Source organism: Microbacterium sp. A93 (assembly GCF_051842835.1).
In genome coordinates this window covers 55,463-81,571 of sequence record NZ_JBPXMT010000020.1, presented here as the reverse complement: position 1 = coordinate 81,571, position 26,109 = coordinate 55,463, and the positions used below count along the sequence as shown (strand labels likewise).

Annotated in this window: 17 protein-coding genes; 12 read left to right on the top strand and 5 right to left on the bottom strand. The window is 62.8% G+C overall.

Features of this window, described 5'->3' with window-relative positions:
- The first annotated feature begins 230 nt into the window (after positions 1–230).
- Positions 231–416: a hypothetical protein gene (locus ACSU1G_RS34095; protein ID WP_439286023.1), complete on the top strand. Its 186-nt coding sequence runs from the start codon at positions 231–233 to the stop codon at positions 414–416.
- 290 nt (positions 417–706) lie between these two features.
- Here ACSU1G_RS34095 and ACSU1G_RS34090 read toward each other — a convergent pair whose 3' ends face one another.
- Genes ACSU1G_RS34090 through ACSU1G_RS34080 form a run of 3 tightly spaced genes read right to left on the bottom strand, consistent with a single transcriptional unit; the run spans position 707 to position 3,149 of the window.
- Positions 707–1,486: an SDR family oxidoreductase gene (locus tag ACSU1G_RS34090; RefSeq protein ID WP_439286021.1), complete on the bottom strand. Its 780-nt coding sequence runs from the start codon at positions 1,484–1,486 to the stop codon at positions 707–709.
- Positions 1,483–2,184, bottom strand: coding sequence for an acylneuraminate cytidylyltransferase family protein (locus ACSU1G_RS34085; RefSeq protein ID WP_439286019.1), 702 nt, complete (start codon positions 2,182–2,184; stop codon positions 1,483–1,485). The genes ACSU1G_RS34090 and ACSU1G_RS34085 overlap by 4 nt, the downstream gene beginning before the upstream one ends.
- Positions 2,181–3,149, bottom strand: a complete 969-nt coding sequence (locus ACSU1G_RS34080) for a Gfo/Idh/MocA family protein (RefSeq protein WP_439286017.1) — start codon at positions 3,147–3,149, stop codon at positions 2,181–2,183. The genes ACSU1G_RS34085 and ACSU1G_RS34080 overlap by 4 nt, the downstream gene beginning before the upstream one ends.
- A 49-nt stretch (positions 3,150–3,198) precedes the next feature.
- On the opposite strand from ACSU1G_RS34080, the gene ACSU1G_RS34075 reads away from it, so the two are divergent.
- From ACSU1G_RS34075 to ACSU1G_RS34035, 9 genes are all read left to right on the top strand, one after another.
- Positions 3,199–3,873, top strand: a complete 675-nt coding sequence (locus ACSU1G_RS34075; protein ID WP_439286015.1) for an acetyltransferase — start codon at positions 3,199–3,201, stop codon at positions 3,871–3,873.
- A complete protein-coding gene (locus ACSU1G_RS34070) occupies positions 3,863–4,891 on the top strand; it encodes an N-acetylneuraminate synthase family protein (protein WP_439286013.1) in 1,029 nt (342 codons plus the stop codon). Before ACSU1G_RS34075 ends, ACSU1G_RS34070 begins: the two co-directional genes overlap by 11 nt.
- Positions 4,888–6,033: a UDP-N-acetylglucosamine 2-epimerase gene (gene neuC, locus ACSU1G_RS34065; RefSeq protein ID WP_439286011.1), complete on the top strand. Its 1,146-nt coding sequence runs from the start codon at positions 4,888–4,890 to the stop codon at positions 6,031–6,033. The genes ACSU1G_RS34070 and neuC overlap by 4 nt, the downstream gene beginning before the upstream one ends.
- Complete coding sequence (locus ACSU1G_RS34060) at positions 6,026–7,084, top strand: sugar phosphate nucleotidyltransferase (protein WP_439286009.1); 1,059 nt, start codon at positions 6,026–6,028, stop codon at positions 7,082–7,084. Before neuC ends, ACSU1G_RS34060 begins: the two co-directional genes overlap by 8 nt.
- A 2-nt stretch (positions 7,085–7,086) precedes the next feature.
- The gene (locus ACSU1G_RS34055; RefSeq protein ID WP_439286007.1) at positions 7,087–8,106 is read left to right on the top strand and encodes an SDR family NAD(P)-dependent oxidoreductase; all 1,020 of its coding nucleotides are present in this window, start codon (positions 7,087–7,089) and stop codon (positions 8,104–8,106) included.
- Entirely contained in the window at positions 8,055–9,242 is a 1,188-nt protein-coding gene (locus tag ACSU1G_RS34050) for a DegT/DnrJ/EryC1/StrS family aminotransferase (RefSeq protein ID WP_439286005.1), read from the top strand. Before ACSU1G_RS34055 ends, ACSU1G_RS34050 begins: the two co-directional genes overlap by 52 nt.
- A 121-nt stretch (positions 9,243–9,363) precedes the next feature.
- Positions 9,364–11,454 (top strand): cellulase family glycosylhydrolase, encoded by a 2,091-nt coding sequence (locus tag ACSU1G_RS34045; RefSeq protein WP_439286003.1) that lies wholly within the window; start codon positions 9,364–9,366, stop codon positions 11,452–11,454.
- A gap of 54 nt (positions 11,455–11,508) precedes the next feature.
- Positions 11,509–13,266 (top strand): DUF4012 domain-containing protein, encoded by a 1,758-nt coding sequence (locus ACSU1G_RS34040; protein WP_439286001.1) that lies wholly within the window; start codon positions 11,509–11,511, stop codon positions 13,264–13,266.
- Between the two features lie 258 nt (positions 13,267–13,524).
- Positions 13,525–14,889, top strand: coding sequence for a sugar transferase (locus ACSU1G_RS34035; RefSeq protein WP_439285999.1), 1,365 nt, complete (start codon positions 13,525–13,527; stop codon positions 14,887–14,889).
- Positions 14,890–14,892: 3 nt separating this feature from the next.
- On the opposite strand, the gene ACSU1G_RS34030 is transcribed toward ACSU1G_RS34035, so the two are convergent.
- Positions 14,893–15,435: an RES family NAD+ phosphorylase gene (locus tag ACSU1G_RS34030; RefSeq protein ID WP_439285997.1), complete on the bottom strand. Its 543-nt coding sequence runs from the start codon at positions 15,433–15,435 to the stop codon at positions 14,893–14,895.
- 77 nt (positions 15,436–15,512) lie between these two features.
- Positions 15,513–16,175: a hypothetical protein gene (locus ACSU1G_RS34025; protein WP_439285995.1), complete on the bottom strand. Its 663-nt coding sequence runs from the start codon at positions 16,173–16,175 to the stop codon at positions 15,513–15,515.
- Between the two features lie 186 nt (positions 16,176–16,361).
- Between ACSU1G_RS34025 and ACSU1G_RS34020 the strand changes: the two genes are divergently transcribed.
- Positions 16,362–16,574, top strand: coding sequence for a hypothetical protein (locus ACSU1G_RS34020; protein ID WP_439285993.1), 213 nt, complete (start codon positions 16,362–16,364; stop codon positions 16,572–16,574).
- 198 nt (positions 16,575–16,772) lie between these two features.
- On the top strand, positions 16,773–25,814 hold the full coding sequence (locus ACSU1G_RS34015) for a DUF5979 domain-containing protein (protein WP_439285991.1): 9,042 nt from the start codon (positions 16,773–16,775) through the stop codon (positions 25,812–25,814).
- The last annotated feature ends 295 nt before the right edge of the window (positions 25,815–26,109 follow it).

Here is a 26,109-nt window from a genome sequence, read left to right as displayed (position 1 = left end):
GGTGGTGTTTCAACGGCATATTGGCCGGAGATCCGCCGTTCGCAAAAGACCGAGGGCATGCCGATCAAAGCGATCGTCAAGGCTCTCGGAGTAGCGCGGGACACGGCGCGCGCGGCGTTGGCGTCGGACACCCGGCCGGCGTAACAACGGCCGTCGAGGGGTTCGTTGGTCGACGCGGTCGAGCCGGAGGTTCGGAACCTGCTGCGGGGGATGCGAAGATTCCGGCGACTGTGATCGCGGAACAGCTCGGGTGGGCGCACTCGATCACGATCCTCAAGGATCGTCTGCGGATGATTGGTCCCGAGTACGCCGGAGGGATCCTGCGTACCGGCTGGTGCATGAGCCGGGCCAGTCAGCGCAGTTTGCTGATCCCGTTCATCGCCGTTTTGACTCTCATCGTGCGGTGGCTGAGCTAACGATTCTTCGGGACGCCGATGGTGAAGTTAGGTCGCTCGCTGCCCGCCGGGAAGACCCCTGCGGTCGTTCCGGCGCGGTCAGAGTGAACCCAAACAATTGGCAACTCTGCCCCCGTGGAACGTCAGGTCGACAACGCGGCGCCGCCTTGCTGGTTTAGCCGAGGATACCCTCGGACGTTGGGCCGAAGTGCACATAGTCGGCGACCAACTGCGCGGCGATGCCGACCGGTCGCGCCCGGACGCCGATCTTCACGATCCTCTACTTGGATTCCAGCAATATTCTGAGAGCCTCACCAGACGGTGAGTCCGCCGTCGACGATCAAGTTCTGCCCGCTGATGTAGGTCGCTCGATCAGAGGCAAGGAACGCGACGGCATCGGCAATCTCGTTCGGCTGTGCCATGCGTCCCAACGGCACTCGCGCTGAGTAACGCTCTACGAAGGTGTCGTTCTGCCCGCTGAAGACCCCACCTGGCGTCACCGCGTTCACTCGGACATTCTGAGCACCCCAGTAGGACGAGAGATACTTGGTCAATCCCCAGAGAGCGGCTTTGGACGCGCTGTAGATTGCCGGGGTGTTGATCGCGCGCCCTAGATACTCAGACCCTTCGTAGATTCGCTGATCCGGTGCGACGATGCCGTAGATCGACAGGATGTTGATGATGCTTCCGTTGCCGCGGTCGGCCATTGGCTTCCCGAAAACCTGTGAGCAGACCATTGCACTGTTCACGTTGATATTCATTACCTCGTTCCAGTCACTCAGCGGGAACGTCTCAAACGGCTCGAAGAAGTTCTCGGACTTCCCTGCTGCCGCATTGATCAGCACGTCAACTTGACCGAGTTCAGCCTCAATACGCTCGCGGATGGACTGCACCTCTGACGGCGACGTCACATCGGCTTGGTACCCCTTTAAAGTTCCCAGCGAACCAAGCCTGTCGACCGTTTCCTTCAGGAGATCCGGGTTGCGATCGATGATCGCCAGCGTATGACCTTCAGTAAGAAGCCGCTCGGACATACGCGAGCCGAGGATGCCTGCGCCGCCGGTCAAGACGGTGGTTGATGTACTGTTCATGACTGCTCCGAATCTGAAACACGATTGCGCAAAATGTTCTCGACGAGCACCCAGTCCATTTCATGGTCTATATCGATAGAGCGTTCCCTGGGCATCTCGAGTAAACGCACGTTGCCAGTCCACAGCCCCTTCGAGAGGGTGTTTCTCCACCAGCAATAGATGGACGCGTTCATAGCGAAAACTGGAGGCGCTGCCTGCCGTCCGGCAACGGTGGTGGCGGGAGCGCAGACGAGTCCAAACTTTCCATCACCCTTGTCTTCAACCATGTTGAAGTAAGGGTTCTTGTCCGAAAGATAGCCGGTAATAACTACATCTGTGGTGTCGTTGAGGAGCGCGGCGGCATCCACGATGTCCGACACGGACCGCAACGGTGACGTTGGATCGAGATCAATGATGCGATCGACTGATACGCCGGATTCTTCAACCGAGTTGACCAGGTGCTCGATCACCGGAATCTTCGGAGCGGTGTCGGTCGCTAGATAGGCCGGACGCATCCCTAGGACTTTCGCCCCTGCCTGCACCGATGCCTCGGCGATTGCTTCGGAGTCGGTAGAGACGTAGACGTCATCAATGACTGCGGATTGGAGGGCCTGTTCGATCGTGTGGGCGATCAACGGTCGTCCTAGCAGCAGCCGAGCGTTCTTCCCTGGAACGCCCTTTGAACCGCCGCGTGCGCAGATGGTGGCGATGGTGTTCATCTGTTGGCCTCTTTCACGCGCACAGCAAGATCCATGGTACGAAGTCCCTCTTCCAAAGATTGGTCAGTGTCGGTGCCGGTCTGGATTGCGCGCACAAGTTCTGACATCGCACGAACGTAAGTCGATGCCACATCAAAGTCCTCGGGACCGGCGCCAAGTTCATGGCTGCCGTGCGCATCTGTGTGGGTGAGCGTTGCACGTCGCATGTCCCACGTGAGTGTTCCATCATCGCCGACGAATGAATACCGTCGGACTACGGTTCGGGACACATAATCGAGACTGATCACGGCAAGCGGACCTCCGCGGCGAGACAGGAGAATACCTGCGGTGTCCTCTGAATCGATCTCCAGCCCTGAGCGGGTGCCCAGATCAGCCTGAACACGATCGAAGTCCCCGAGTAACCAGCGGGCCGCGTCGATCTCGTGAATAAGGTCGAGCACGACACCCCCGCCCAGGGTGCTCTGTGCACTGTAACTTGTCCGGTAATCACGGCCGGGCCGCCAATCTGGCAGCCACTGACCGGCCTCGAACTGCGCGCGTGCGACTGTACCGATAAGACCTGTTTGCAACGCTGCGCGCGTCTTCTCGAGGGACGGGAGAAAACGAAGATTGCAACCAACCATTGAGGGGGCGCGGTATTGAGTTTTAGATACCAAATCACGAACCCGTGCCAGCTCCTCGGCCGTCGCTACGACGGGCTTCTCGAGGTACATTGGCGTCTGCGCAGCCATCAGCTCAGGGAGCACGGCGATGTGGTCGGAAGTCGCTGAAGCGACGATCGCAATATCGATCCCCTGTGCGATGGCTTCAGCGGGTGAGTCGACGAACTCAGCGATCTCGGGGGCAACGTCTGACGCGTGACTGCGCGGGCGCTGCATGATGAACTGCGCGTCGGGTACAACGGCGGCGAGATTGCGAATGTGACGTTGGGCAATTGACCCGTGGCCGACAATATAGGCGCGCACGTGCGGGTTCCGTCCTTTTCGGCTTGTGTCGCCGACCGGCGGCGATCCTATGTTCAGTACCATTATCCCTGTGTCTATACCCACATCTGCCCGCGGACGTCATTACGTTGTGCTCGGCGCCGGCGGGCATGCTGCGAGTGTGCACGACGTCATCGACAGTGCGGGCGGGCAGGTATTGGCGTTTGTCGCTCATGAGACGGTAGGCCGGATGCGGGCCGCGGTCGTGACGGAGACGGAGTACAGCGCGTCGGACGCGCTGGCACTCGCTAAGGCTGTCGTTGCGATCGGTGACAACAGGCTCAGACTTCGAGTGCAGAGCACGATTGAAACTTCTAGGATCGCGGAAGCGGTGATTGCCTCCTCCGCATCGGTGGCCTCCGATGTGGAGATCGGGGCGGGAACAGTGGTGCATCATCATGCGCACGTCGGTCCGCGCTCCTCAGTCGGGACCAGCGTGATCATCAACACCGCTGCCATCGTCGAGCATGATTGTGTTGTGGAGGATGGCGTGCACATCGCCCCGGGCGCAACGTTGCTCGGTGCGGCGCATATTGAAAGAGCGGCATTTATTGGCTCTGGCGCCCGGATTCTGCCTGGTGTCCGCGTCGGCGAAGATGCAGTCGTCGGTGCAGGTGCTGTTGTGACACGAGATGTTCCCCCCAAGACCACGGTGACGGGCATACCTGCTCACACCAAACACCACGAAGCGGAGCATGATGGCTGACCTCAAGCTGGCAGTGAACGATGGCGACGATGTGATCGTCATTGCAGAAGCGGGAGTGAATCACAACGGTGACCCCGAGCTCGCACACCAACTCATCGAGATTGCGGCCGACACCGGAGCGGACTTCGTCAAGTTCCAGACGTTCGATCCCAGTCGACTCGTCGCTCCGGATACGGACGCGACGCCGTATCAGCGCGCGCGCGGCGCCACCAACCAGAGCGACCTTCTTGCTGCTCTGGCGCTGCCGCGCACCGTCTGGGTGGAGCTGCGCGATCACGCTGCAAAGCTTGGTATTGGCTTCCTCAGCACCCCGTTCGATCTCGGCAGCGCTGAACTGCTCATCGACCTCGGAGTAGATGCCCTCAAGGTGTCATCTGGCGAACTCACCAACTTGCCGTTCCTCAGTGAGCTCTCCTCGTTCGATGTCTCGATGCTTGTGTCAACCGGCATGGGCAGCGAAGAAGAGGTCATCGCGGCGGCCAACGCGTGCGCGGACGCCCCGTTCCTGGCAATGTTCCACTGCGTGTCGGCCTACCCCGCGCCGGTCGAGCAGTGCAACCTCCGGGCCATTCCCGCGCTCGCAGAACGGTTGGGAGTTCCGGTTGGCTGGTCCGACCACACGACGGGAATTGAATCCGCGCTCGTTGCTGCGGCGCTTGGCGCAAGGCTGTTCGAGAAGCATTTCACGATCGACCGCACCATGGAAGGCCCTGATCACGTCGCGAGCCTTGAGCCGCGTGAACTGGCGGACTATGTGGGCGGGCTCAAGCGCATTCCGTCTCTCCTCGGCGACGGCAAGAAGCGGCGGATGCCAGCCGAGGAAGAGAACGCAGGACTCGTACGCCGTTCCTGGCACGCCGCATCCGACCTCCCGGCAGGGCACACGCTGACCTCGGAAGACCTTGTCGCATTGCGACCGGAGAGCGGAATCTCGCCGATCGTTGACATCGTCGGCCGACGGCTGGAGTACTCGGTCCCTGCGGGAACCTCGGTCACCGAGGGCAGCCTGTCTCGATGAAGGTCGCGGTATTCGTCGGCACTCGCGCAGATCTGGGACCCCTGGACCCGGTGATCGAGGCGCTCGATCGCGCGCCCGACATCGACGTGGATGTGTTGTGCGGAGTCGCATATGGTGCGAGCGATCTTGAAGCGCATCTGGCGAACGTCGAGTATCAGGGGGAGGTGCGCGAGCTCGCAACGCCGATGACGGCGATCACCGCGGACTCCATGTTGCAACAGGGAGCGCGGGTGACGGAAGGGTGCCAGAAGCTCTTCGAAGCGGCCGGATACGACACCCTCGTTGTGTTGGGCGATAGATGGGAGCTGCTCTACATCGCTCCGGCAGCATTGCTGTACGGCATCAAGATTGTGCACATTCACGGTGGCGAAGTGACTGAAGGGGCGATAGATGAGCGTGTGCGGCACGCCGTCACCAAGCTCGCTGATGTTCACTGCGTCGCGTCTATCGACGCCGCTAACCGCGTGCGACAGATGGGCGAGCCCGACGATCGCATCCATGTGACGGGCGCCCCCGGGCTTGACCGTCTGGTCTCCGTAGCCCCGTACAGCGAACTGGAGCTCGAGGCAGTGCTCGGGCGAGAGATCCAGCGCCCACTCGGTCTGTTCACGTATCACCCGCCGACGGCAGTCGCCGGGGTGTCGCTGGGTACATGGGTCGCCGATGCGCTGGCGGCATCTCTTGAGCATTTCGGGACGCTCATCGTGACTGACCCAGGAATTGATGAAGGGCGAGAGATCATTCTCGACACCCTGGACAAGGCGGCCCAGAGCGATAAACGCATCGTGCGCGTGCAGTCGTTGGGACGGCATTACCCTCGCGTTCTCGCGGCGGTGGATGCAGTCGTGGGTAACTCGTCATCAGGCGTAATCGAAGCTGCCACAGTGCGTGTGCCAGCAGTCGACATCGGCAGCAGACAGGAGGGGCGTCTGCGAGCAAGTAGTGTTTTACATGCTGACGATTCGTTTGCCAGCGTCGACGCCACCGTGCGGTCGGCCCTCGCGCAGAACCTGCGAGAGGTTGATGTTGTGAATCCATACGGTACCGGAGACGCTGCGCTTCGAATCGTTGACGCGATTCGGGATTCGCAACGAATGCCGTTCGGCAAGAAGTTTCAAAACCAGGGGGATTACGATGGTTGACGCAGTCGAAGCATTTTGCGCACCAGCTGACGCAACGATCCTTGAGGCACTGGCAGTCATCGACCAGAGCCGCGGCGAATTGTGTTGCCTTGTCGACGGCGAAGCCAGGCTCGTCGCGGTATTCACGGACGGCGACGCTCGACGAGCCTTGCTGGGAGGTGCCGCGCTGACCGATGGTGCTCGCGCCCACGGGAGTTCGAAGCCTCGTGTCGTGCCGCCAGGAACCGACCGAGCGCACGTGCTCGATCTGATGAAGTCCCTGCGCCTGTCGTCGATACCCGAAGTCAGCGACGATCGCCGCATTGTCGCCATACACACGCTCTCAGACATCGTGGGGGCACCGCGTCTCTTGAACCGGGCCGTCATTATGGCGGGCGGAAGGGGTACTCGACTTGGCGCGCTCACCAAAGACACCCCCAAGCCATTGATGACTGTGGCTGGTCGCCCGATCATCGAGTGGATCATTCTTAGGCTCGTCGGCGCCGGCATCACGCGAATCTCAGTAAGCGTGAACCACATGGCAGACCAGATCATCGAGCGGCTCGGCGATGGTCACGCGCTCGGATGCACGATTTCCTATCTGCAGGAGGACGTCTCGAACCCTCTCGGAACGGCCGGATCATTGACTCTGCTGCCGGAGGTTGAGACGGCCGTCGATGCGCCGCCAATCATCGTGCTTAATGGTGACCTGATGGTGGAGTTCGATGCGCACGCACTGTTGCAGCGCCATGAGTCCAGCGGCGCGGCGATGACGATGGGCACCAAGACCTACCAGCATTCGGTTCCATTCGGAGTGGTGGAGGTCGACGAGGAACGCCGCGTCACCGAGATCGTGGAGAAGCCCGATCTGACAGTTGAAGTGAACGCCGCCGTCTACTGCATAGATTCGGGACTGGTTCGTCAGCTGCCTCACCGACAGCCGAGCACGATGCCGGAGCTAGCGCAGAAATGTCTGGACAACGGATCGACCGTCGGCGCGTGGCCGATTGCGTCGGAATGGATTGATGTCGGCACGCCGGGTGATCTGGCGCGTGCAAAAGGAGAGGTATGAACATGGTGAGTCCTGAGACTGATCTCGCAGGCAAGAAGGTACTGGTCACCGGAGCGGACGGATTCATCGGCTCGCATGTGGTGGAACGGCTGCTCGGTTACGGTGCAGAGGTTACGGCCTTCTGCATGTACAACTCGTTCGGTGCACACGGTTGGCTGGACGAGTCGGACGCGTTCAAAACCGCGATTCGCGCGGAGCAGGCACACGCCGTCTTGGGCGACATTCGAGATGCCGAGCATGTTTCGAGCACCGTTGAGGGTCACGACATCGTCTTGCACCTGGCTGCACTAATCGCCATTCCTTACTCGTATTCCGCCCCGCGCTCCTACGTCGAGACGAACATTGGCGGAACGCTCAATGTTCTCGAGGCAGTGCGCAAGCACGGCGTGCAGCGCATGGTGAACACATCCACATCCGAGGTATATGGAACGCCGGATTCTGTGCCGATCACCGAATCTCACACCCTGAAGGGCCAGTCTCCGTACTCGGCCTCGAAAATCGGCGCGGACAAGATGGCCGAGTCGTATGCGCGTTCATTCGAAACGCCAGTCATCACTCTCCGGCCGTTCAACACGTTCGGCCCACGCCAGTCGGCACGCGCTGTCATCACCACGGTGCTCTCACAACTGCTCGCGGGAACGAAGACACTGAGGTTGGGTGCTCTCAGCCCGAAGCGCGACTTCACCTTCGCCACAGACACCGCTGAGGGGTTCGCCCGAGCAGCGATCGCTGATCTCGCGCCTGGCTCGGTCGTGCAGCTCGGAACGGGGCGCACCGTATCCATCGGCGAGTTGGTTGACCTGTGTAAGCAGGTCACCGGCAACGACGCAGTCATCGAAACTGATGAGGATCGCATTCGCCCGGAGGGATCTGAGGTCGAGGTGCTGCTGTCGGACCCTGCAATGGCAAAGGACCTGCTGGGTTGGTCTGCTGGGACATCACTGGAAGATGGTCTCCGCGAGACAGCCGAATGGCTAAACGGTCGTGTCGATGCCGAGGTCGCTGGGCGGTACCACACATGAGTATTCCCCTTTCGGAGCCCAACCTCGGACCTGCCGAGACGGCACACGTTCTCGAAGCGTTGCAGACAGGCTTCGTGTCTTCGGTGGGCGCCGCGGTCGTCAAATTTGAACAAGACTTCGCTAAGCGCGTCGGTCGTAAGCATGCGATTGCGTGCTCGAACGGCACAGCGGCCCTGCACGTGGCTTTGCGTCTAGTGGGCGTTGAAGCGGGCACTGATGTTCTCTGTGCTGACTTCACGTTCGCGGGTTCAGGTAACCCGATCGCGTACCTCGGGGCCAACCCCGTCTTCATCGATTCCGAACGCGAGACATGGAACCTGGATCCAGAGCTCGTCGTTCGCGAAATTGAACGCCGAGCGGCCGCGGGTGAGTCGCAGCCGTCAGCCGTCGAGGTCGTGCACGTGCTCGGGCAACCTGCGCGGATGGAAGAAATCGTAGACGTCTGCGAACGCTACGGAATTCCGATCGTTGAAGATGCGGCCGAAAGCCTGGGGGCGGAATGGTCGACTGGCCGCTACGCCGGCGTGCACACGGGCGCGGTCGGTATCATCGGCTGCTTCTCCTTCAACGGAAACAAGATCGCCACCACAGGCGGTGGTGGCATGCTCGTCACCGACGATGACGAGCTGGCGCGGCGCGCTCGACACCTGACTACCCAAGCCAAGGTTCCCGCGATCGGATACCTCCACGATGAGGTCGGTTACAACTACCGCCTTACCAACCTGGCCGCAGCTCTCGGCAATGCCCAGCTCGGGCGGCTGGACGAGTTCGTCGCATCCAAACGGCGCATCGCCAACGCCTATGACGAAGCATTCGCGAATCTGGATGTCGTGCTGCCGCCTCGGGTCGAGGGACTTGACTCGACGTATTGGCTGTATTCGATCCTCGCCAAGAATGAGGCGGAGCGCGACCGGCTGCTCGCACATTTGGAGGCGAGCGGAGTCGGAGCACGTGCGCTCTGGCGGCCGTTGCATGCTCAGCCTGCGTATGCCGGCTCAGCGCACATCGGAACAGGAGTGGGGATGGAGCTGTTCGAACGAGGTGTCTCGCTGCCCAGTTCGACTCACCTGACTGTGGACGATCAGGAAACGGTCATCAAAGCCGTACGAGACTTCTATGACGGAGAGCTGGTCTAGTACAACGCCCGTGCTGCGTCGCTGTTGCGCGGCGGTTGACCACAGCTACGGCGGCTTCGTGTGCTCCTAGCGCACGACTACTCAGCCGAAGAATGATTCTCGACCCCACGGAGGAAGACAAATGCCACGGCGGCTGACAAAGAAAGCTCTTATTCTGCTCATCAGCGGTGCGCTAGTCGTAGTCGGCGGGGGAGTATTCGCGGCTGCAGTCGTGATGAGTCAACCAGTCCCGGAGGAGCCGGCCGAGGTAATGCCGCGTGCCGGGGTGCACGCCGAGTTCCCTGAACGTCCTGTCGAGATACCGCGCGTCGCATCTGCTCGGGCCTCCGTCGACGGTTGGAATCTCGCGGCGCGTACGGTGGTTTCTGCCGTGCTTCCTGAAGTCGGGAATGCTGCGGATGGGGCAGTGTCGTTGCGGATTGATGCCCCCGTAGCCGATCCGGGCGTCATCGCAGCGAGTGCGCCAATCGTGCTCGCTCCCGAAACTGAGTACACGTTGACTGCGTCTGTTCGGCTTCTCGGCGAGTACCGAGGAGCGTCGGGGGTCGAACTGGCGGCTGGGGGGAGCCGATTCCAGCTACCTGACCTGAACGCTGAATGGGAAACGGTCGAGTTCAGCTTTACTACGCCAGTTGAACAGGCCGAAGGAACACTTGATGTAATCCTCACGACCGTCGCGCGGGGCTTCGGACTCGACAACATCGTGATCTCGGCCGCAGGTGGTGACAACCTCGTAGCAAACCCCTCTTTCGAGCAAGTTCAGGCGCCCCAAGGCATCGTGAACGACTCGCTGATCCTGTCGACGGAGACCGCGTCGCTTGCTGTCGTGGTTGCTGAAGGCACTTCGACTTGGTCCGCGACATCATCGTCAGGCGGGGATCCGATCACCGGAAGCGCGGTCCTCAGCGGAGGGCTCGCCGCAGTTCCGCTTGATGGCCTTCCGCAGGGGCATTACGCGCTGACATTTACTGACTCGGTCGGGTTCGCTATATCGACGAATATCGCAGTACTGGACAACGATGGGCTGTATGTTCCGCAGGACGCGCGTTTCGGCGTTGCGACACACGTTGAGCGTGTCGGGTTCGATGGAGCAGGTGTCATGGCCTCGAGCCTTGGCTTCAGCGAAGCCCGCAATGACGTGACATGGTCCGCGGCTGAAACAGCCGCTGGGGAGTATGACTGGAGCAATACGAAGTATCCGGCCGCATTCGCGGAGCTGCACTCAAACGGAGTTAAGCTCCTAGCGCTCGTGGTTTACGGTAACAAGCTTTACGGGAGTCAACGCACACCATCGACGCCAGCGGCTGTCGAAGCGTATGGACGCTATGCGCTAGAAATCGCACGCACTTATGACGTCGTGGGCCTGGAAGTATTTAACGAGTTCAATCATCGCGACAGCGACGCATCATGCGGCAAATCAGCAACGTGTTATCTGCCGTTGCTAGAGTCGGTGCACCGACAGGTCGATGTAGAATTCCCGGATCTCCCGATCGTCGCGGGTTCCACCGCCTATTACGATCGCGATTGGTTCATCAGCCTGTGGCAGAACGGCGGGCTGGAATACACCGATGTCGTCAGCTACCACCCGTACGAGGCCTGGCGTGATCGTGCCCCCGACAGCCTCGGCCCGATCATCCAACAATCCCACGCCGACATGCAAGAGCAGGGCGGGGCGGACAAGCCAGTGTGGATCACCGAATTCGGCTACCCCACGCACAACCCCGGTGGCGTCGGCATCATGGAACAGGGGCCATGGCTGATCCGGACCGAGGTGACTTCGATCGCCGCGGGCACCGAGAAGTTCTTCTGGTACGACCTCGTCAATGATAAGAACGAGCCGGCCGCGGGCGAGGCAAACTTCGGTCTGTTCGAACACAATCCGCGATCAAATGTGCTCGCTCGCTCGCCCAAGCCTGCAGCATTCGCTCAGGCACTAGTGATCTCGCAGATCAGCGGACTTGCTTTCACCGCTGATGAGTCTGACGAGGCTTCGACAGTTAAGGTGTTCGGCGACGGGGATGAAGAAACTCGCGTCGCGTGGGCTCCTGGGGGTGGCGCCGAACGCGTTGTGACCAGTGATGTGCCTTTGAGCGTCGTCTCGATGAGTGGCGCGACGCAGGTCATCGAGTCGATCGACGGCCAGGTCACGGTGCCACTGAGTGATCTCCCTGTATTTATTAAGAAGATGGGTGAGCTTCCCGAGCTGGAGTGACATAGCGGGATCCACGTCAGGTGAGGCTCAGGGCACAATCGGTACAATTCATCCATGCCCCACCATTCCCGAAGAGAAGCGCGTGAAGCCGCGGCTCTTCAGAACGACGCGTCCGACGTCTCTCGTCGAAAATCTCGAGGGAAACGAGGCCGCACGACATGGCTGATCGTCGGCATCGTCCTCATCGTGTTGCTGCTCGCAGCATGCTGGGTAGGGTTCCGTGCTCTGACCGTGAAGAACGAGCTCGAAGACAGTCAGCAACTCATCAGCGACCTGCAAGAAGGCGCTGACGTTTCCGCGACGATCGAGGCATTAGGCGGACACGCCGAATCCGCGGCATCCGCAGCATCTGACCCGGTCTGGGCCGTGCTCGAATGGGTTCCGTTCGCCGGCGATAATCTGCGCGCCGTACGCCTGGCCGCACAGTCGCTCGACGTACTCGTGAACGACGTTGCCAAGCCGGTTCTCGGCGCAGCTGACGGACAGCTCATCCCAGAGCTCCTTTCGGTGGCTCAGGCGCAGAGCGAACGGGTCGGCAAGCTGGCGGACGAGACGGCGGCCGTTCAGAAGTCGCCCGCACTCATAGGACTGGTCAAGGATGGAGTCATCCAGGTCGCCGACGTCACCGCGGCCGCGGCGCCGGCAATGGAACTGCTGCCGACGCTTCTCGGCGCTGACGGGCCGCGCAACTACCTGCTCGTCTTCCAGAACAACGCCGAGTCGCTTGCTCTCGGTGGTAGCGCAGCATCTCAGACCATCGTGCACGTCGACAACGGCCAGATCTCGATGGGAGCACAAGGCAACAGCGGCGGCTACAAGAACGGCACCGCCGTCGACGTCGAGGTTCCGCAGAGCGCGACCGACCTGTACACGAGCTACCTGGTCGACCACATCAACACCAGCATGAGCCGCCCCGACTTTCCGACGGCAGCGCAGATCATGCGCGCCTGGTGGCAGCGCGATATCGCGCCAGACCAGATCGACGGCGTCATCTCCATCGACCCGCTCGCGCTGTCGCGCATCCTCGTTGCAACCGGACCGATCGAACTGCCGACGGGTGACACACTCAGTTCTGACAACGCGGTGTCGCTGCTGCTGAACGAGGTCTACAAGCGGTGGGACAGTTACAAGCATCCTGAACTCGTCGACGGCTTCTTCGCCGCGGCAGCCGGCGCCGTCTTCGACAAGGTTGCAACGGGCAGCTTCAACATCAAAGATATGGTGTGGGCGATCAGCGAAAGCGCCTCGCAGGGAAGCATCCTCGTCTGGAGCGACGAGGCAGCCGTCACCGAGGCGATCGCGGGCTCGCGGGTCAGCGGCATCCTGCCGACGGACAATGTCGACAGCACTACGGTCGGTGTGTTCTTCAACAACAGCAACGGCTCGAAGATCGACTATTACACCGAGACGGCTGTGTCGGCGGGGGCAGTCTGTGAAGCTGACAACGCTACCTTCAGGGTGGACGCGTCGATTTCGCTGCCGATCTCGCAGCAGCAGGCAGACGACTTGCCCCGATATGTGCAGAGCATGACCTATGGTACGACCTTCCGCGACTGGATCTTCGTCTACGGTCCTCCAGGAACCACGCTCGTCGACGCCACCGTGAACGGCGAGAAAGCCTCAGTGATGGCCCGCGATATCGACGATCTCGGGCGTCCGGTTGTGGGGTTCGAAGCGTGGTTCGACCCCGGCCAGCAGGTGAGTGTGAACGCGACGTTCACCGGTCAGGGCGAGTTCGGTCCACTCGCGGTGCAGACGAATCCGATGATTCGCGGAGCCGCTCCGGTGGTTACGGACGGCTGCGCCAACTGAATCGGGCAGGCGTGCCCATCTCTGGGTAGATACCGAGTGGGTTAGAATAACTCCGGTTCTGTGTCGACGCTGGGGAATTTCCAGTGCGACCAGAGGCGATCGGACGAGGGGGTGATCTGCATAGTTGTAGATACTGTGCAGACGCACGCAGCGGGGGCTGAACGGGTGGAGAATTCGGCAGGGATGCCAGCCGTTCGACCACGACGCGGCGTGTGGCCGCGACGCTACGCGAGTCGGCTCTTCTACAGTGACCTCCTCGTGCTGGTCATCACCCTGGTAGGGGGATGGCTGCTCGTGAGCCCCGGAATCTACTCCGCCGTCACCTGGTCAGGCGGGCCCAGGCTCTCCTACGGTGCCGCGCTGGTGATCATCGGCGTGATCTGGTTGCTCGGCCTCGACGCGACCGACAGCCGCGATCGTCACATGGTCGGCCAGGGCATCCTCGAATACCGCCGCATCGCCGACGCTACGGTCGCCGTCTTCGCGATCACCGTCGCTCTCGCGTTCTTCCTCGGGATGAATCTCTCCCGTGTGCTCGTCGCCGTGATCTTCCCGGTTGGACTGCTGCTGCTCGTCCTCTCGCGCTGGCTCTGGCGTCAGTGGCTACGGGGCAAGCAGAAGAAGGGACTCTATCTGCATCGGGCCGTGCTCATTGGCGAGCCCTCGAAGGTGAAGCATGTCGCCAAGCAGATCAGGCGAACCTCGGGCAGCGGCTACCAGATCGTCGGCGTCATTACCAACGGAGTGCCGTCAGAGGGCATCCCCGATCTGAATGTGCTCGGCGACATTGCCCATGCCGAGACAGCCTTGGATGACGCGAACATTGATGCGCTCATCATCGTCGGCTCCGATGACCTCGACCCAGACACGATGCGTCGCCTCGGCTACGCGGTCTCTGATCGCGATATCCAGCTCATCATGGCGCCGGCGCTCACTGACATCGCCGGCCCCCGTCTGCACAACACTCCGGTCGCGGGGCTGCCTCTCGTACACGTCGACTTCCCTCGCATGGAGGGAGCCAAGCGCTTCCTCAAGCGCACATTCGACATCGTCGGCTCCTCGCTTTTGCTGCTGCTGCTATCGCCGGCGTTCCTCGCCACAGCGATCGCAATTCGCGTTGACGGGCCGGGCAAGATCTTCTACCACCAGGAGCGCATCGGCCGCGGTGGTCGCCCCTTCGGGATGCGCAAGTTCCGCTCGATGGTGGCCAACGCCGACGACCAGCTCGCCAGCCTGCTCGACCTGCAGGGCAACAGTGACACGCCGCTGTTCAAAGTGAACGACGACCCCCGCATCACCAAGGTCGGACGCTTCCTGCGCAAGCACTCCGTTGACGAGCTGCCTCAGCTCATCAACGTGCTCCGCGGTGAGATGAGCCTGGTCGGGCCGCGCCCGCAGCGCGACTCCGAAGTGGCGCTCTATGACGACATCGCCTACCGGCGCCTGCTCGTGAAGCCTGGTATGAGTGGCCTCTGGCAGGTGAGCGGCCGCTCCTCCCTGTCGTGGGAGGAGACGATCCGGCTTGACCTTTACTACGTCGAGAACTGGTCGCTCACGCAGGACATCATCATTCTGTTCCGCACCGTGCGCGCAGTCGTCGCGCCGGGCGCATCCGCGCACTGACTCCTATAGCGACCGGTAGCCGAGGCGCTTCTTTGCTTGAGCGACCAGCTCATCTGCGAGGGTGTCGCTGAGTAGCGCGCTGAAGCTCACCCGAGAAGGGAACGACGCTACTTGCTCTGCGCGCCGGAACAGTGTCACGAGCGGCTCATTATTGATGGATGAGCGGTGGTAGAGCCCGTCAAGATCATCCCCGTGGCGCTCGTCGATCGCGCGAGCCCACGCCTGGGTCGTGTGCTTGTCGTCCATCATCATCGACGCAGCCGCGCCATCGAGCACCGGCCAGTTTGTGGTGAGATCCAGTAGTACCAGCGGCCGCGACGGGATCCACGCGACAACCGTCGCACCACCCACCGAGCGGTCAATGACGCGGGTCGTTTGATACACCTCACCGAGAGCAGTGTGTGGCGTCGTTGCGGCGTACAGCACTCCGATGTCGGCATGCACGTCAGTCGGCGGCGGGTGCGGGTCGAAGCGCATGGCTGGAACAGGTCCGTATCGACGCAGCTCGTTCCAGGCAAGAGCATGAGAGCCTTCTGTGCGGAACACTCGCCACAGTGCACTCTGGAAGCTGCGCCGGTGCGCTGTCTCAAAAACGAATGCGGCTGGGGGAGTATCGGGAAGCTTCACGATTGCAAGAAGCTGTCCAGGACGCCGACCACCATCTTGATGTCGCCACCTTTCAGGAGCCACTCAATGGGGGTTACAGCAACTGAGCTTGAACCGCTATCCATGCGGAGGTCCTCTTGTGGTGTGGACATGAAGCCTTCCACCGATGCGGGGTGCATACCCTCGGGGATCGCCTCAACGATGGCGGCAAGACCCGGCAGTACCGGCTGCGTGGAGTTGCCGGTGAACTGCCACAGCGGGTAGCGGCGCTTACCTCCGGTCAGGAAGGCATACAGCAGTCCTTTGGATTGGCGGTGCCGCACGCGCGAATCGTCGATGCCGAGCATTTGCGCGACCTCGGTGGCACTGCTGGTATCCAGTAGCGAAGCCAACTGGGCCTCGCGTTCTTCGCGTGCAAGGCCGCCGCCGGCGACGTGGGTCTCTGTGTCGACGAACTCCGCGGAGGTGAACGCCCCCGACGTGATCAGGAAGTTGACCTGTTCCTGTGAGAGTGCACCGCCGCGAGGCTGACGCTTCGTCAATAGTTCAGCAGACTCATTGATGAGCATTGCCACGTCGTTATCGCGACCGCGAGCTCGGGCGGCCGTCACGAGTGCTTTGACGCTCCGAAGAATATGCACATCGTAGACGTCCGCGTCCCCGACAGTGTTGATGGTCATACTGACTCCTTCAGTGGAACCCTAAGGGCTCCGCGCACTTGACATCTTAGTTCAGATAATGCGTGCGCTCAAGGCGTGATTCGGAGGCCTATGCAGCGTGACTCTTCCGCTCCGGCGGAGAGAGAGGCAGAATAAAGATGCCGGCAGAAGCCGCCGGTGCTACGACCACTTGTGAGGGGACCCGACATGGGAATCGAAGACATCGTCAACAAGGGCAAAGACCTGTTCGAGCAGAACAAGGACAAGATCGAAGAGGTCGTCAAGAGCGAGCAGGCCGAGGACGTCAGCGACAAGGTTCTCGACGGTGTCGCCGACTTCGCCAAGAAGATCGCTCCGGGAGCCGCCGACAAGATCGACGAGATTCGCGACGGTGCCGACAAGGCCGTCGGCAACGAGTAATAGTTTCGCGAAAGGCGGCACACCTTCGGGTGTGCCGCCTTTTTTTGTGCCTGGCCATGTGATCAATTCGGTAGGTCGCGCCCGCGGAGAAATTTATGAAAGGATTAAACGATCGTTTCTAAACGATCCGTCTGGCTGTGCGGATGTGATTTCGCGTTGCGTTCTGCGCGCCGGATGAAACATACAAAGGGGCAAGGCGTGAGCTTGAAGGCGATGTACGGGTCTAAATGGCGCAAGCTCGGAGCAGGGATCGCCGCAATCGCGGTCGTCACCACAGGTCTGGTACTGCCAGCAGCAGCGTACGCCGCTGATCCGACAGCGTTGCTTGACATTCGCAAGGCGGCCAGTACCTCCGAGGTCTTGCCCGGTGACACCTTCGACTACACGATCGATGTGTCGTGCTCGAGCATCACCGACCTCGGCTGCATCAACGCGCAGCTCACCGACCCCGTCCCCGCCGAGTTCGAGATCCTCGACGTCACGGTTGAGAATGCTCCGCACGGCGCGCCTGTAATCGACGGGCAGAACGTCACAGTCCCGTTCAACGAAGACCTGGGCGGGGGAGTGCTGGGTCTGAAGGACAACACCACCGCCACGGTCACCATCTCGGTCCGCGTGCGCGCAGACCTTCCCTACGAGCTCAGCGGCGTCGAGATCCCCAACACCGCGACCGTATCGGCCGACAATGCCGCACCTAAGCCCGCCACCGCGCCGGTCGTCCCCACGATTCCGCTTGAGCTGAGCACCACGGCAGAGAAGTCGTTCGCCCCTGACCTCGCGCAGGCGGCTCCCGGAACCGAAACCACGCTCACCCTGATCGGCACGAACACGTCGAACGCCGGTGTGGATGCCCTCACCCTGACCGACCCGGTCGATCCGAGCGCCGCCGGCAGCCCCTTCGATTACCTGGCCATCACGGCCGTCGCAGAGGTCGTCTGGCCTGACGGTGCCGAGAACGTCGTGCTCGAGCACTGGGACGGAAGCACCTGGATCGAATCGGGAACCGCGACTCGCCCCGGCGCTCCTAACGCCCCGCCGAGCAGCGCAACAGGCATCCGCGTGACCTTCACCGGCGCCGATGGCGCCACGATCCCCACCGGCGCATCCGGCGGCATCATCCTCACACTCGAGCAGCGTGACAGCGTCGTCGATCTCACCTCCAGCCTCACCGTGTCGAACACGCTGCAGAGCCAGGTCGCCCTCGGCGACCAGACCGCCACAGGCACCGCTGACGCCACGTATCGCATTGTCACCGAACCCATCACTGTCGCAGCCGCGAAATCGTTCACCCCAGATGTCGTGTTCGCAGGCGGTGCCACCTCGGTCAGCCTCACCGGCACAAACGCCGGCGAGACGTCACTCGACACGCACACGATTCGCGAACCCGCTGAGGGCGTATTCGATGCGCGACTCTCATTCGCAGGCTTCACGTCCGCCGTAGTCTTCCCCTCTGGTGCGGAAACCGGCGAACTCACCTTCGTGTACCTCGACGTCACCGGCCTCGAGCGGTCCGTCGTCACGCCGCTGGTCGACGGCGGAGCATTCCCCGAGCTTCCGGCTGACTTCGCCACCTTGCGGCACTTCGAGGTCGCATTCGCAAGCACCGCAGACGGTCCGATCGTCTCGGGCGCAGAATCTTCGATCACGTTCGACGCGAACGTCGCCGAGGGACTCGACGCGGGCACCGTCATCGACAACGTCGTGCGCGTGGGCGGCACATCCGGCACGCAGACCGCACAGGATGACGCTCCCGCCGCTCTCACGATCGATGAGCGCAGCCTCGATGTCGAGACACAAAAACGCATCAGCCCCGGAACGATCTGGGGTTACGCGGGTGAGGTCGCGACACTTCAGCTTCCGACGACCCTGCTGCCCTCATCCACGACAAACGCGCACAGCATCATCGTGAATGACCCTGCCCTCGCCGAAGACGGCACCCCCGCGGCATCCGACTGGTGGGATCACTTCCGACCTACCGCCGTGACCAAGACCGACGTACCGGACGGCGCGACGCTGACCGTGCGCTATTTCGACACCAGGAGCGGCGCATGGGTGACGCTCCCCGGCGCCGACGGCATCGCAGGACCGACGTCGTTCTCGATCGACATCCCCGTCGACATTCGGGACGCGATCGGTGGCCTCCAGTTCGAGTTCATCAACGAAGACCCCGGCTTCTCTCCCGGCGCCATCGTGCAGCCGAACATCACGACGCAGCTGAAGGAAAGCCTGCCTCCGAAGCCTGAGGGCGCAGACATCTCGGTGCAGAACTGTTCCGGTGCCTCCGCCACCGCACCCGGCGCCACCGCCGGGTCGGCGACCGTAGACCCGTGCCCGGCGATCGAGATCCTCGCACCGACCCCGGGGGAGTCCGACCTTCTCGAGAAGGAATGGATCTCTCCCGCCGACGGCCTGGTGACCGCACGCTCCGGAGAGCACGCCACCTCGCGACTGCACTGGTCGACCGGTGGCCGTGGCGGCCTCGAGCAGATGGTCATCGCCGACACCGCGACAGCCGGCGGCGACATCGACGCCGGCCCCGCGGAAGCCGTCGAGGACACCACCTTCCAGGCGTTCAACCTGGTGAAGGTCAAAGCGATCACGCCGACGCTTGACCCGCTCATCGCCTATGACCGCATCACCGCGGTGCAACTGTGGAACGGCACCTCCTGGGTCGGTCTTGCGAACGCGGCCGTTCCCTACAACGGCGCACTGCCTGAGATCTCGTTGACCGCAGCCGAGCAGCAGTCCGCTCTCGGCATCCGTCTGATCGTCGAGGAATACACCGACGCGCGCGCGAACGCGACGGCGCCGGATGCCCCGTCAGCCGGCAGCGGCGTCGCCCGCTCGTTCGAGAACAACCGCGCCATTGACCTCGAATGGCAGATCCGCGACGCCAAGCGCGTGCCGACCGACGGCTCCGAGCCGGTACTCGGCAGTGAGACCTACAACACCGGCGATCAGGGCGATGTGAACAACACCGCCAGCGCGACCGGGTTCGCCGGCGGCGCCGAGCAGACACGCGACGTCGATTCCGACATCATCTCGATCCTCGACCGCCCGCTGAACGTCACGGTCACGAAGGGCTGGACAGGCGGGCCGCTCGGCGTTCCGCCGGAGGGCACACCCACGGACGGGTATCCGACCAGCCGGGTGACGGTCACGGCGAAGAACACGACGGTCGCGAAGGTCGACACCCTCAGCATCACCGATCCCGCTCCTGGCAGCGCGACCGACCCGTTCGACACCTTCGATCTGAAGGACATTCGCTCGATCTCCGTTCCCGCAGGCGCCGTGGCAGCCGAATCGGTCGTCATCCTGAGCCGTGACGGTGGATCCTCCACCACACACACCATCGCGCAGGCGACGGAACTGACGGCGGCCGACCTCGCCGACGTGACCGGCATCCAGATCGAGCACAACGGGCGCATCATCTCCACCGGTGCCTCCACGCTCGTCATGGATCTGCGTCTGCGCGCGACACACCGCAGCGATGACAGCCCGGTCACACTCGTGGACTCGCCCATCGCGAACGAGACCGAAGCCAAGGTCGTCGACCCGGGCGGCGTCAATGGCGTGCACGAGGTGACCGCCCTCGACGAGGCGCAGATCCCGCTCGCCAACCTGAACATCGATGTCGTCACGACGAAGCTGTTCAGCCCCGACACGCAGTTCGAGATCTACCTCCCGGAAGAGGACGCATACGCGACCGAGCCGTGGGACCCGATCAGGATGAACCTCACCGCGCAGCCGAGCGGCTCTGCCCGCACCGCCGTGATGACGGTCACCGACGAGACGCCGACCTTCTGGAACACGTACCGATTCGTCGGGTTCCCGTCCGTCTTCGCCCTGAAAGCGCCGATCGAGCAGGTGCGCGTCGACGCCCTTGTCGGCGGCACGTTCGAGGTGGCAGCCGACGGCTCGCTCGCCCTGAACGGCGCAAGCTGGCAAGAAGGCGCGTTCGGCGCGGCCCCGGCACTGCCGGCCGGCGTCGACGCAGATGACGTCCGCGGTCTGCGGTTCACGTTCCAGCGCGCCGACGGCTCGCAGTGGGAGAACCCGGCGAACCCGCTGCAGTCGATCCCGATCGACGTCAAGCGTCGGGCATACCAGGTGATCGACCCCTCCATGCCCGTCCCATCGAGTGCAGCCGTGAACGCGGCGGCACCTGGCGAAGAAGGCGACGAAGGCGGTGTGTTCACGAACACCGTGCAGGCGCACGTCATCAGCGCAGTCAACGGCGCGGGAGCAACCCCTCTGACGGCTGATCACGATGCCACCGCCCAGGCGTTCTACGTCGCCGGTGGTATCGAGGTCGTCACGCGCAAGACTCCGGTCGGATCGCAGGCACCGGGCAGGGTGATTCCGTTCCAGCTGACCGTGACGAACTCGGCCCCTGTGGATTCCGGGCTCGAGAAATCGATCCTCAACCCTGTGATCGTCGACACGCTCCCACTGAATGCGGACGGTGAGCCGTGGCTGATCTTCGACGAGGAGAGCACAGAACCGCACTACGCGTATGCGTACACCCAGACGGCAACACCTTCGGGGGAGAACACCCGGATGCCGATCGACCCGACGCTGATCACCCTCGAAGAGGTGGCCAACGCATCCGGCGAGATCATAGAAATGCGTTTCAGCTTCCCTGATGGCACCGTGCTGATGCCAGCCGAGACGTACGTCATCACCATCAACATGATGTTCCGCCCGGGCATCACCGCCGGCACTCAGGTGACCAACGGATTCGGCATCAGCTCAGACGAACCCTTCGAAGCCTGCAACGGTGTCGAGGGTGAAGTCGACGTCTGCGGCACCGACACGACCGTCTACCCGACGGCGACCGGCGCACTGCGCGGACAGAAGTTCGTCAAGTCCGACGACACTGAGCTCGGTGTGAACGACGTCACCAACGCGGCAAACGTCTGCGAGCCCGCGCTCGACGACTTCTACGCGGGCAACTGTGTTCCGGTCACGAAGCCTCTCGGCACCGAGACCTGGCGCGAGCGTGTCACGAACACCGGAACGCTCGAGATGGACAAGGTCGTCACGATCGACCGCCTGCCGACGCCCGGCGACCGCGGCGCGTACGTTGCGCTGCCGCGCGGTAGCGAGTGGCAGCCGATGTGGGTCGGCGCTCTGACGCCGGTGACGGATGCCGGATACCGCACGCCCGAGTCGATCGAGTACTACTATTCCTCGGCAGACAACCCGTGCACGGCGGATCTCACGCCCGGTGCGGCGTGCCCGACCGACGCGTGGCTGCCGCTGACCGACGACGTGGATCCGACGCAGGTCAAGCACATCAAGACGGTGTTCGGCTTCGAGGGGAACCACTTCCTGCCGGGCGACGTGCTCGGCTACACATTCCAGACGCGGACGCCGGCGGTTTCACCGGTGGCCAACAAAGACACGGTCGCCTGGAACACGATCGCCATTGGCGCGCAGACTGTGAACGCAGACGGCGACCGGATCGGCGACCTGTTGCCGACCGAGGGTCGACGCGTGGGAGTCGCACTGGCGACCGGACCTGTGTGGGTCGAGAAGACCACGAACGGTGAGGGTGTCTCGTTCGCGCCGGAAGTATTCCAAGTGCAGCTGCAGTGCGTCGTCGGCGCCGGCACGGACCTCGAGACAGTGCTCGACCCGATCGTGGTGACTGTGTCTGCTGACCAGATCACCGACCTGGAGCGGCAGCTTCCCTGGGGTGCGGAGTGCACGCTCGCAGATGTCGCTGGCGCGAACGGTGAGACGTCATCCGAGTCTGGTGACGCCGTCACGATCGGCCGCAACGGCGAGGTCGTTCCGGTTGCGACCGTGGCCAACACGTACTTGCTGTCGAACCTCGAAGTTTCGAAGACCGTTGTCGGCGCAACCGATCAGGACGGTGAGCTGATCGCGTACGGCGCATTCGACTTCAACGTGGTGTGCACGTTCGTCGGCGCGCAGGTCTGGGCCGAAGGCTTCACTGCCTCCCCGATGCAGTTCGAGCTTGCTGCCGGTGAGGACCGCGTTCTCGCGGGACTGCCGTCGGGAGCCGAATGCCTCGTCACCGAGACCAACGCTCAGGGCGCCGTCACGACCAGCGTTGTCGTCGGCGCGGATGGCGAGCCCATCGATGCCGGTGAGGAAGCCGGAGTCACGACGGATGCCGACGCAGACGTGTCGGTGTCGTTCACGAACACGTTCGAGCTTGGTGCGATCGCACTGACCAAGCAGGTCGACGGTGATGCCGCCGAGCTGTTCCCCGACACGACCACGTTCGAATTCGCGGTGCTCTGCGTCTACGGAGGCGTGACGGTCTACGAGACCACTGTCACGCTGACCAAGGCGGATGCCACTGGCGGAAAGATCATCACGATCGATACGCTCCCGGCCGGCGCAGAGTGCGCCGTGACCGAGACGGACGCCGGTGGTGCCAGCTCGACCGTCATCACTCCTGACACCACTGACGCCCCGGTCGCGGTCGGCACGATCGCTGAGCCGGTGCTGTTCACCGCGGCGAACACGTTCGGAACCGGCACGCTGCACGTCACCAAAGAAATCCTCGGTGAAGGTGCATCGCTGTGGGGCACGGGTCAGTTCGAAGTCACGCTTGTGTGCACATTGAACGGCGCGGATGTCATTGTGCCGGACGGTGCCACTCGCACCTTCTCGGCCGCGGACGGGCTCGAAGCCGACTACAGCTTGCTGCCGATCGGCGCCGAGTGCACGCTGACCGAGTCGAACGACGGTGGGGCTACGACCTCGCAGATCGTGGATGTGGATGGTGTTCCGCTCGAGGGCGCATTCGTCATCACCGACACCGCTGAGCCGCTGCAACTGCGCGTGCAGAACACCTTCGATATCGGCTCCATCGAGTTCTCGAAGGAGATCACCGGTGACGCCGCAGGCTACGCACCGGACGAGTTCGGATTCGACGTGGTCTGCACCGTCAACGGTGCGCAGATCGACCTCGGCGCGAACGCGATTGTGGAGCTGCACTCCGAGAACGGTTACACGCAGCGCATCGACGGCCTCCTGCTCGGCGCATCCTGTGATGTCGCAGAGCAGGGCGAGCTCGGTGAGTTCGGTGAGACCACCCGCTATGGCACTCCGACGACCCTCGTGGTCGCGATGGAGAACTCCCAGGGGGCGATTCCTGAGGAACAGATCGCGGTCATCGAGAACGAGTACGAGTACTCGGGTCTGTCGGTCACGAAGACCGTCGACACCGACGCCAGCGAGGGAGAGTTCGGCCCGTTCGACTTCACCCTCGTGTGCACCTCGGCGCTCGGTGCCCCTGTCACGTTCGACGGCGGCGTCACCGAACTGTCGTTCACGCTCAAGGGCGGCGAGACCTTCACCGCTCCCGAGAACACGATCCCGGCACGCGCTACCTGCGTGATCTCCGAGGTCGACAGTGCGGATGCTGATGGCACCGTCATCGTCGGAGACAACGTCACCGATAACGGCGATGGCACCGCATCGGTGCTCGTGGGCACGACGGTTTCCTCCGTCGAGTTCACGAACGGCTTCGACAGCGGACTGCTGACCGTGAACAAGCTCATCGACGGCGAGGGTGCAGCGCTCTTCGGCGCCGGTCCCTTCGACTTCACGGCTGTCTGCACCTACCGCGGCCAGACGCTGCTGGACACCGAGTTCATGCTCGACCCGAACGCGCAGCGCACGTTCGGCGTCTTCCCGACCGGCACCAACTGCATCGTCGAGGAGACCGCGACCGGCGGCGCCACCAGCACTGCCATCGACCCGACCGACGGGGTGGTCGTGATCAGCGCCGACGTGGATGCCACGAACGCTGTCACCGCGACCAACACGTTCTTGTTGACCTCCATTCAGGTCAACAAGACCGTGACGGGTGCGGCAGCAGGATACGCGGCCGACGAGTTCCTCGTCGACGTGGTCTGCACCGTGCGCGGCATCGATGTTCCCCTCGGAGCGGACGCGGTCGTTTCGCTCAACACGGCGAATGGCTTCTCGTACCGCGTCGACGGCATCCCCACCGGCGCATCCTGTGCGGCGACCGAGCAGGGCGAGGTCGGCGAATTCGGTGAGACCGGACGCACCGGCACCCCGGCGGACATCGCCGTGGACACGGTAGTGGATGCCACCGAGGACGTGCCTGCAGCGCAGACCGCAGAGCTCGTGAATGATTACGCCTTCTCCGGTCTGTCGATCACGAAGCGGGTGGATGCCACGGCCGATGCCACGTACGGCCCGTTCGACTTCACCCTTTCCTGCACGAGTGCCACCGGCATCCCGGTGACCTTCGACGGGGGAGTCACGGAGCTCGGTTTCGCTCTCTCGGGTGACGAGAGCTTCACGGCACCGGAAAACACCATCCCGGCCCGTGCCGACTGCCTCGTCACTGAGGTGGGCAGCACCGCGGATGGCGTGGTGGTCGTGGGTGACAACGTCACCGACAACGGCGACGGCAGTGCCCTGATCCACGTCGGTGTCGAGGCTGCGGCCATCGAGTTCACCAACAGCTTCGACGCGGGTGTGCTCGTCGTGCAGAAGGTCGTCGATGGTGCAGGCGCGAACCTCTACGGCACTGGTGCGTTCACCTTCACCGCGGTGTGCACCTACGAGGGCCAGACGCTGCTGGACGACTCGTTCGAACTCGCAGGTGGCGACCAGCGCTCGTTCGGTCCGTACCCGACGAACACCTCCTGCATCGTCGAGGAGACGGATGCCGGTAACGCCACCACCGCGACCCTCGACCCGAGCGAAGGCATCGTCGCACTCGGCGCGGGTGCGGCAGCGACGGTTACCGCGACCAACACGTTCGAGGTCTCCTCGGTCACCGTGACTAAGAAGGTCACCGGCGATCTGGACGCCGAGGGCGCGCGGGGCGTGTTCACTGTCGAGTTGCAGTGCACCGTGGGCGGCGCTTCGATCGAGATCCCGGGCGGGGAGCAGCGCATGCTGCGCGTCGAGGGCGGCTACGAGGTCACCTTCAGCGATCTGCCGAGCGGCGCGGACTGCATCATCGTCGAGACGGAGACCGGCGGTGCCCTGCGCACCTCGATCGTCGTTGCCGGCGCTGACACGGTCGACGGGACATCTGCTGATGTCACCGCGGTCGGCGATGTGCAGGTCGAGATCACGAACGAGTTCGTGAAGGATCTGCCGAAGACCGGTCTCTCGATCCCGCCGCTGCTGTGGGCGGCCATCCCGCTGACACTGTTCGCGGGGATCGCGCTGCTGCTGATCGGAACGCGACGCCGTCGCGAAGAGGTCTAATCGACTGAGCGAGTATAGGGCGGGTGCGAGTTTCTCGCATCCGCCCGTTCCTCTCCCATAAGCGTTGTCGCTTCCCATAGGATGGTCGGAGCCGCCTGGGGATCTTGCGGCCGAGTTCGTCGAAGGGGTTCGGCGAACTGCACTGCACGGCTGGGGTCGTGCTGATTACTGGGGAAACGATTTGGGGATCATCGTGCGTTGTGCGCCGTCTCGGCGCCCGTACTTTGTCGCGCCTGCGCGGCGAGCGATCCACCAAGCCTTCGACGAGGATTCTGGCGTCCCTTCGCGCCCGAAT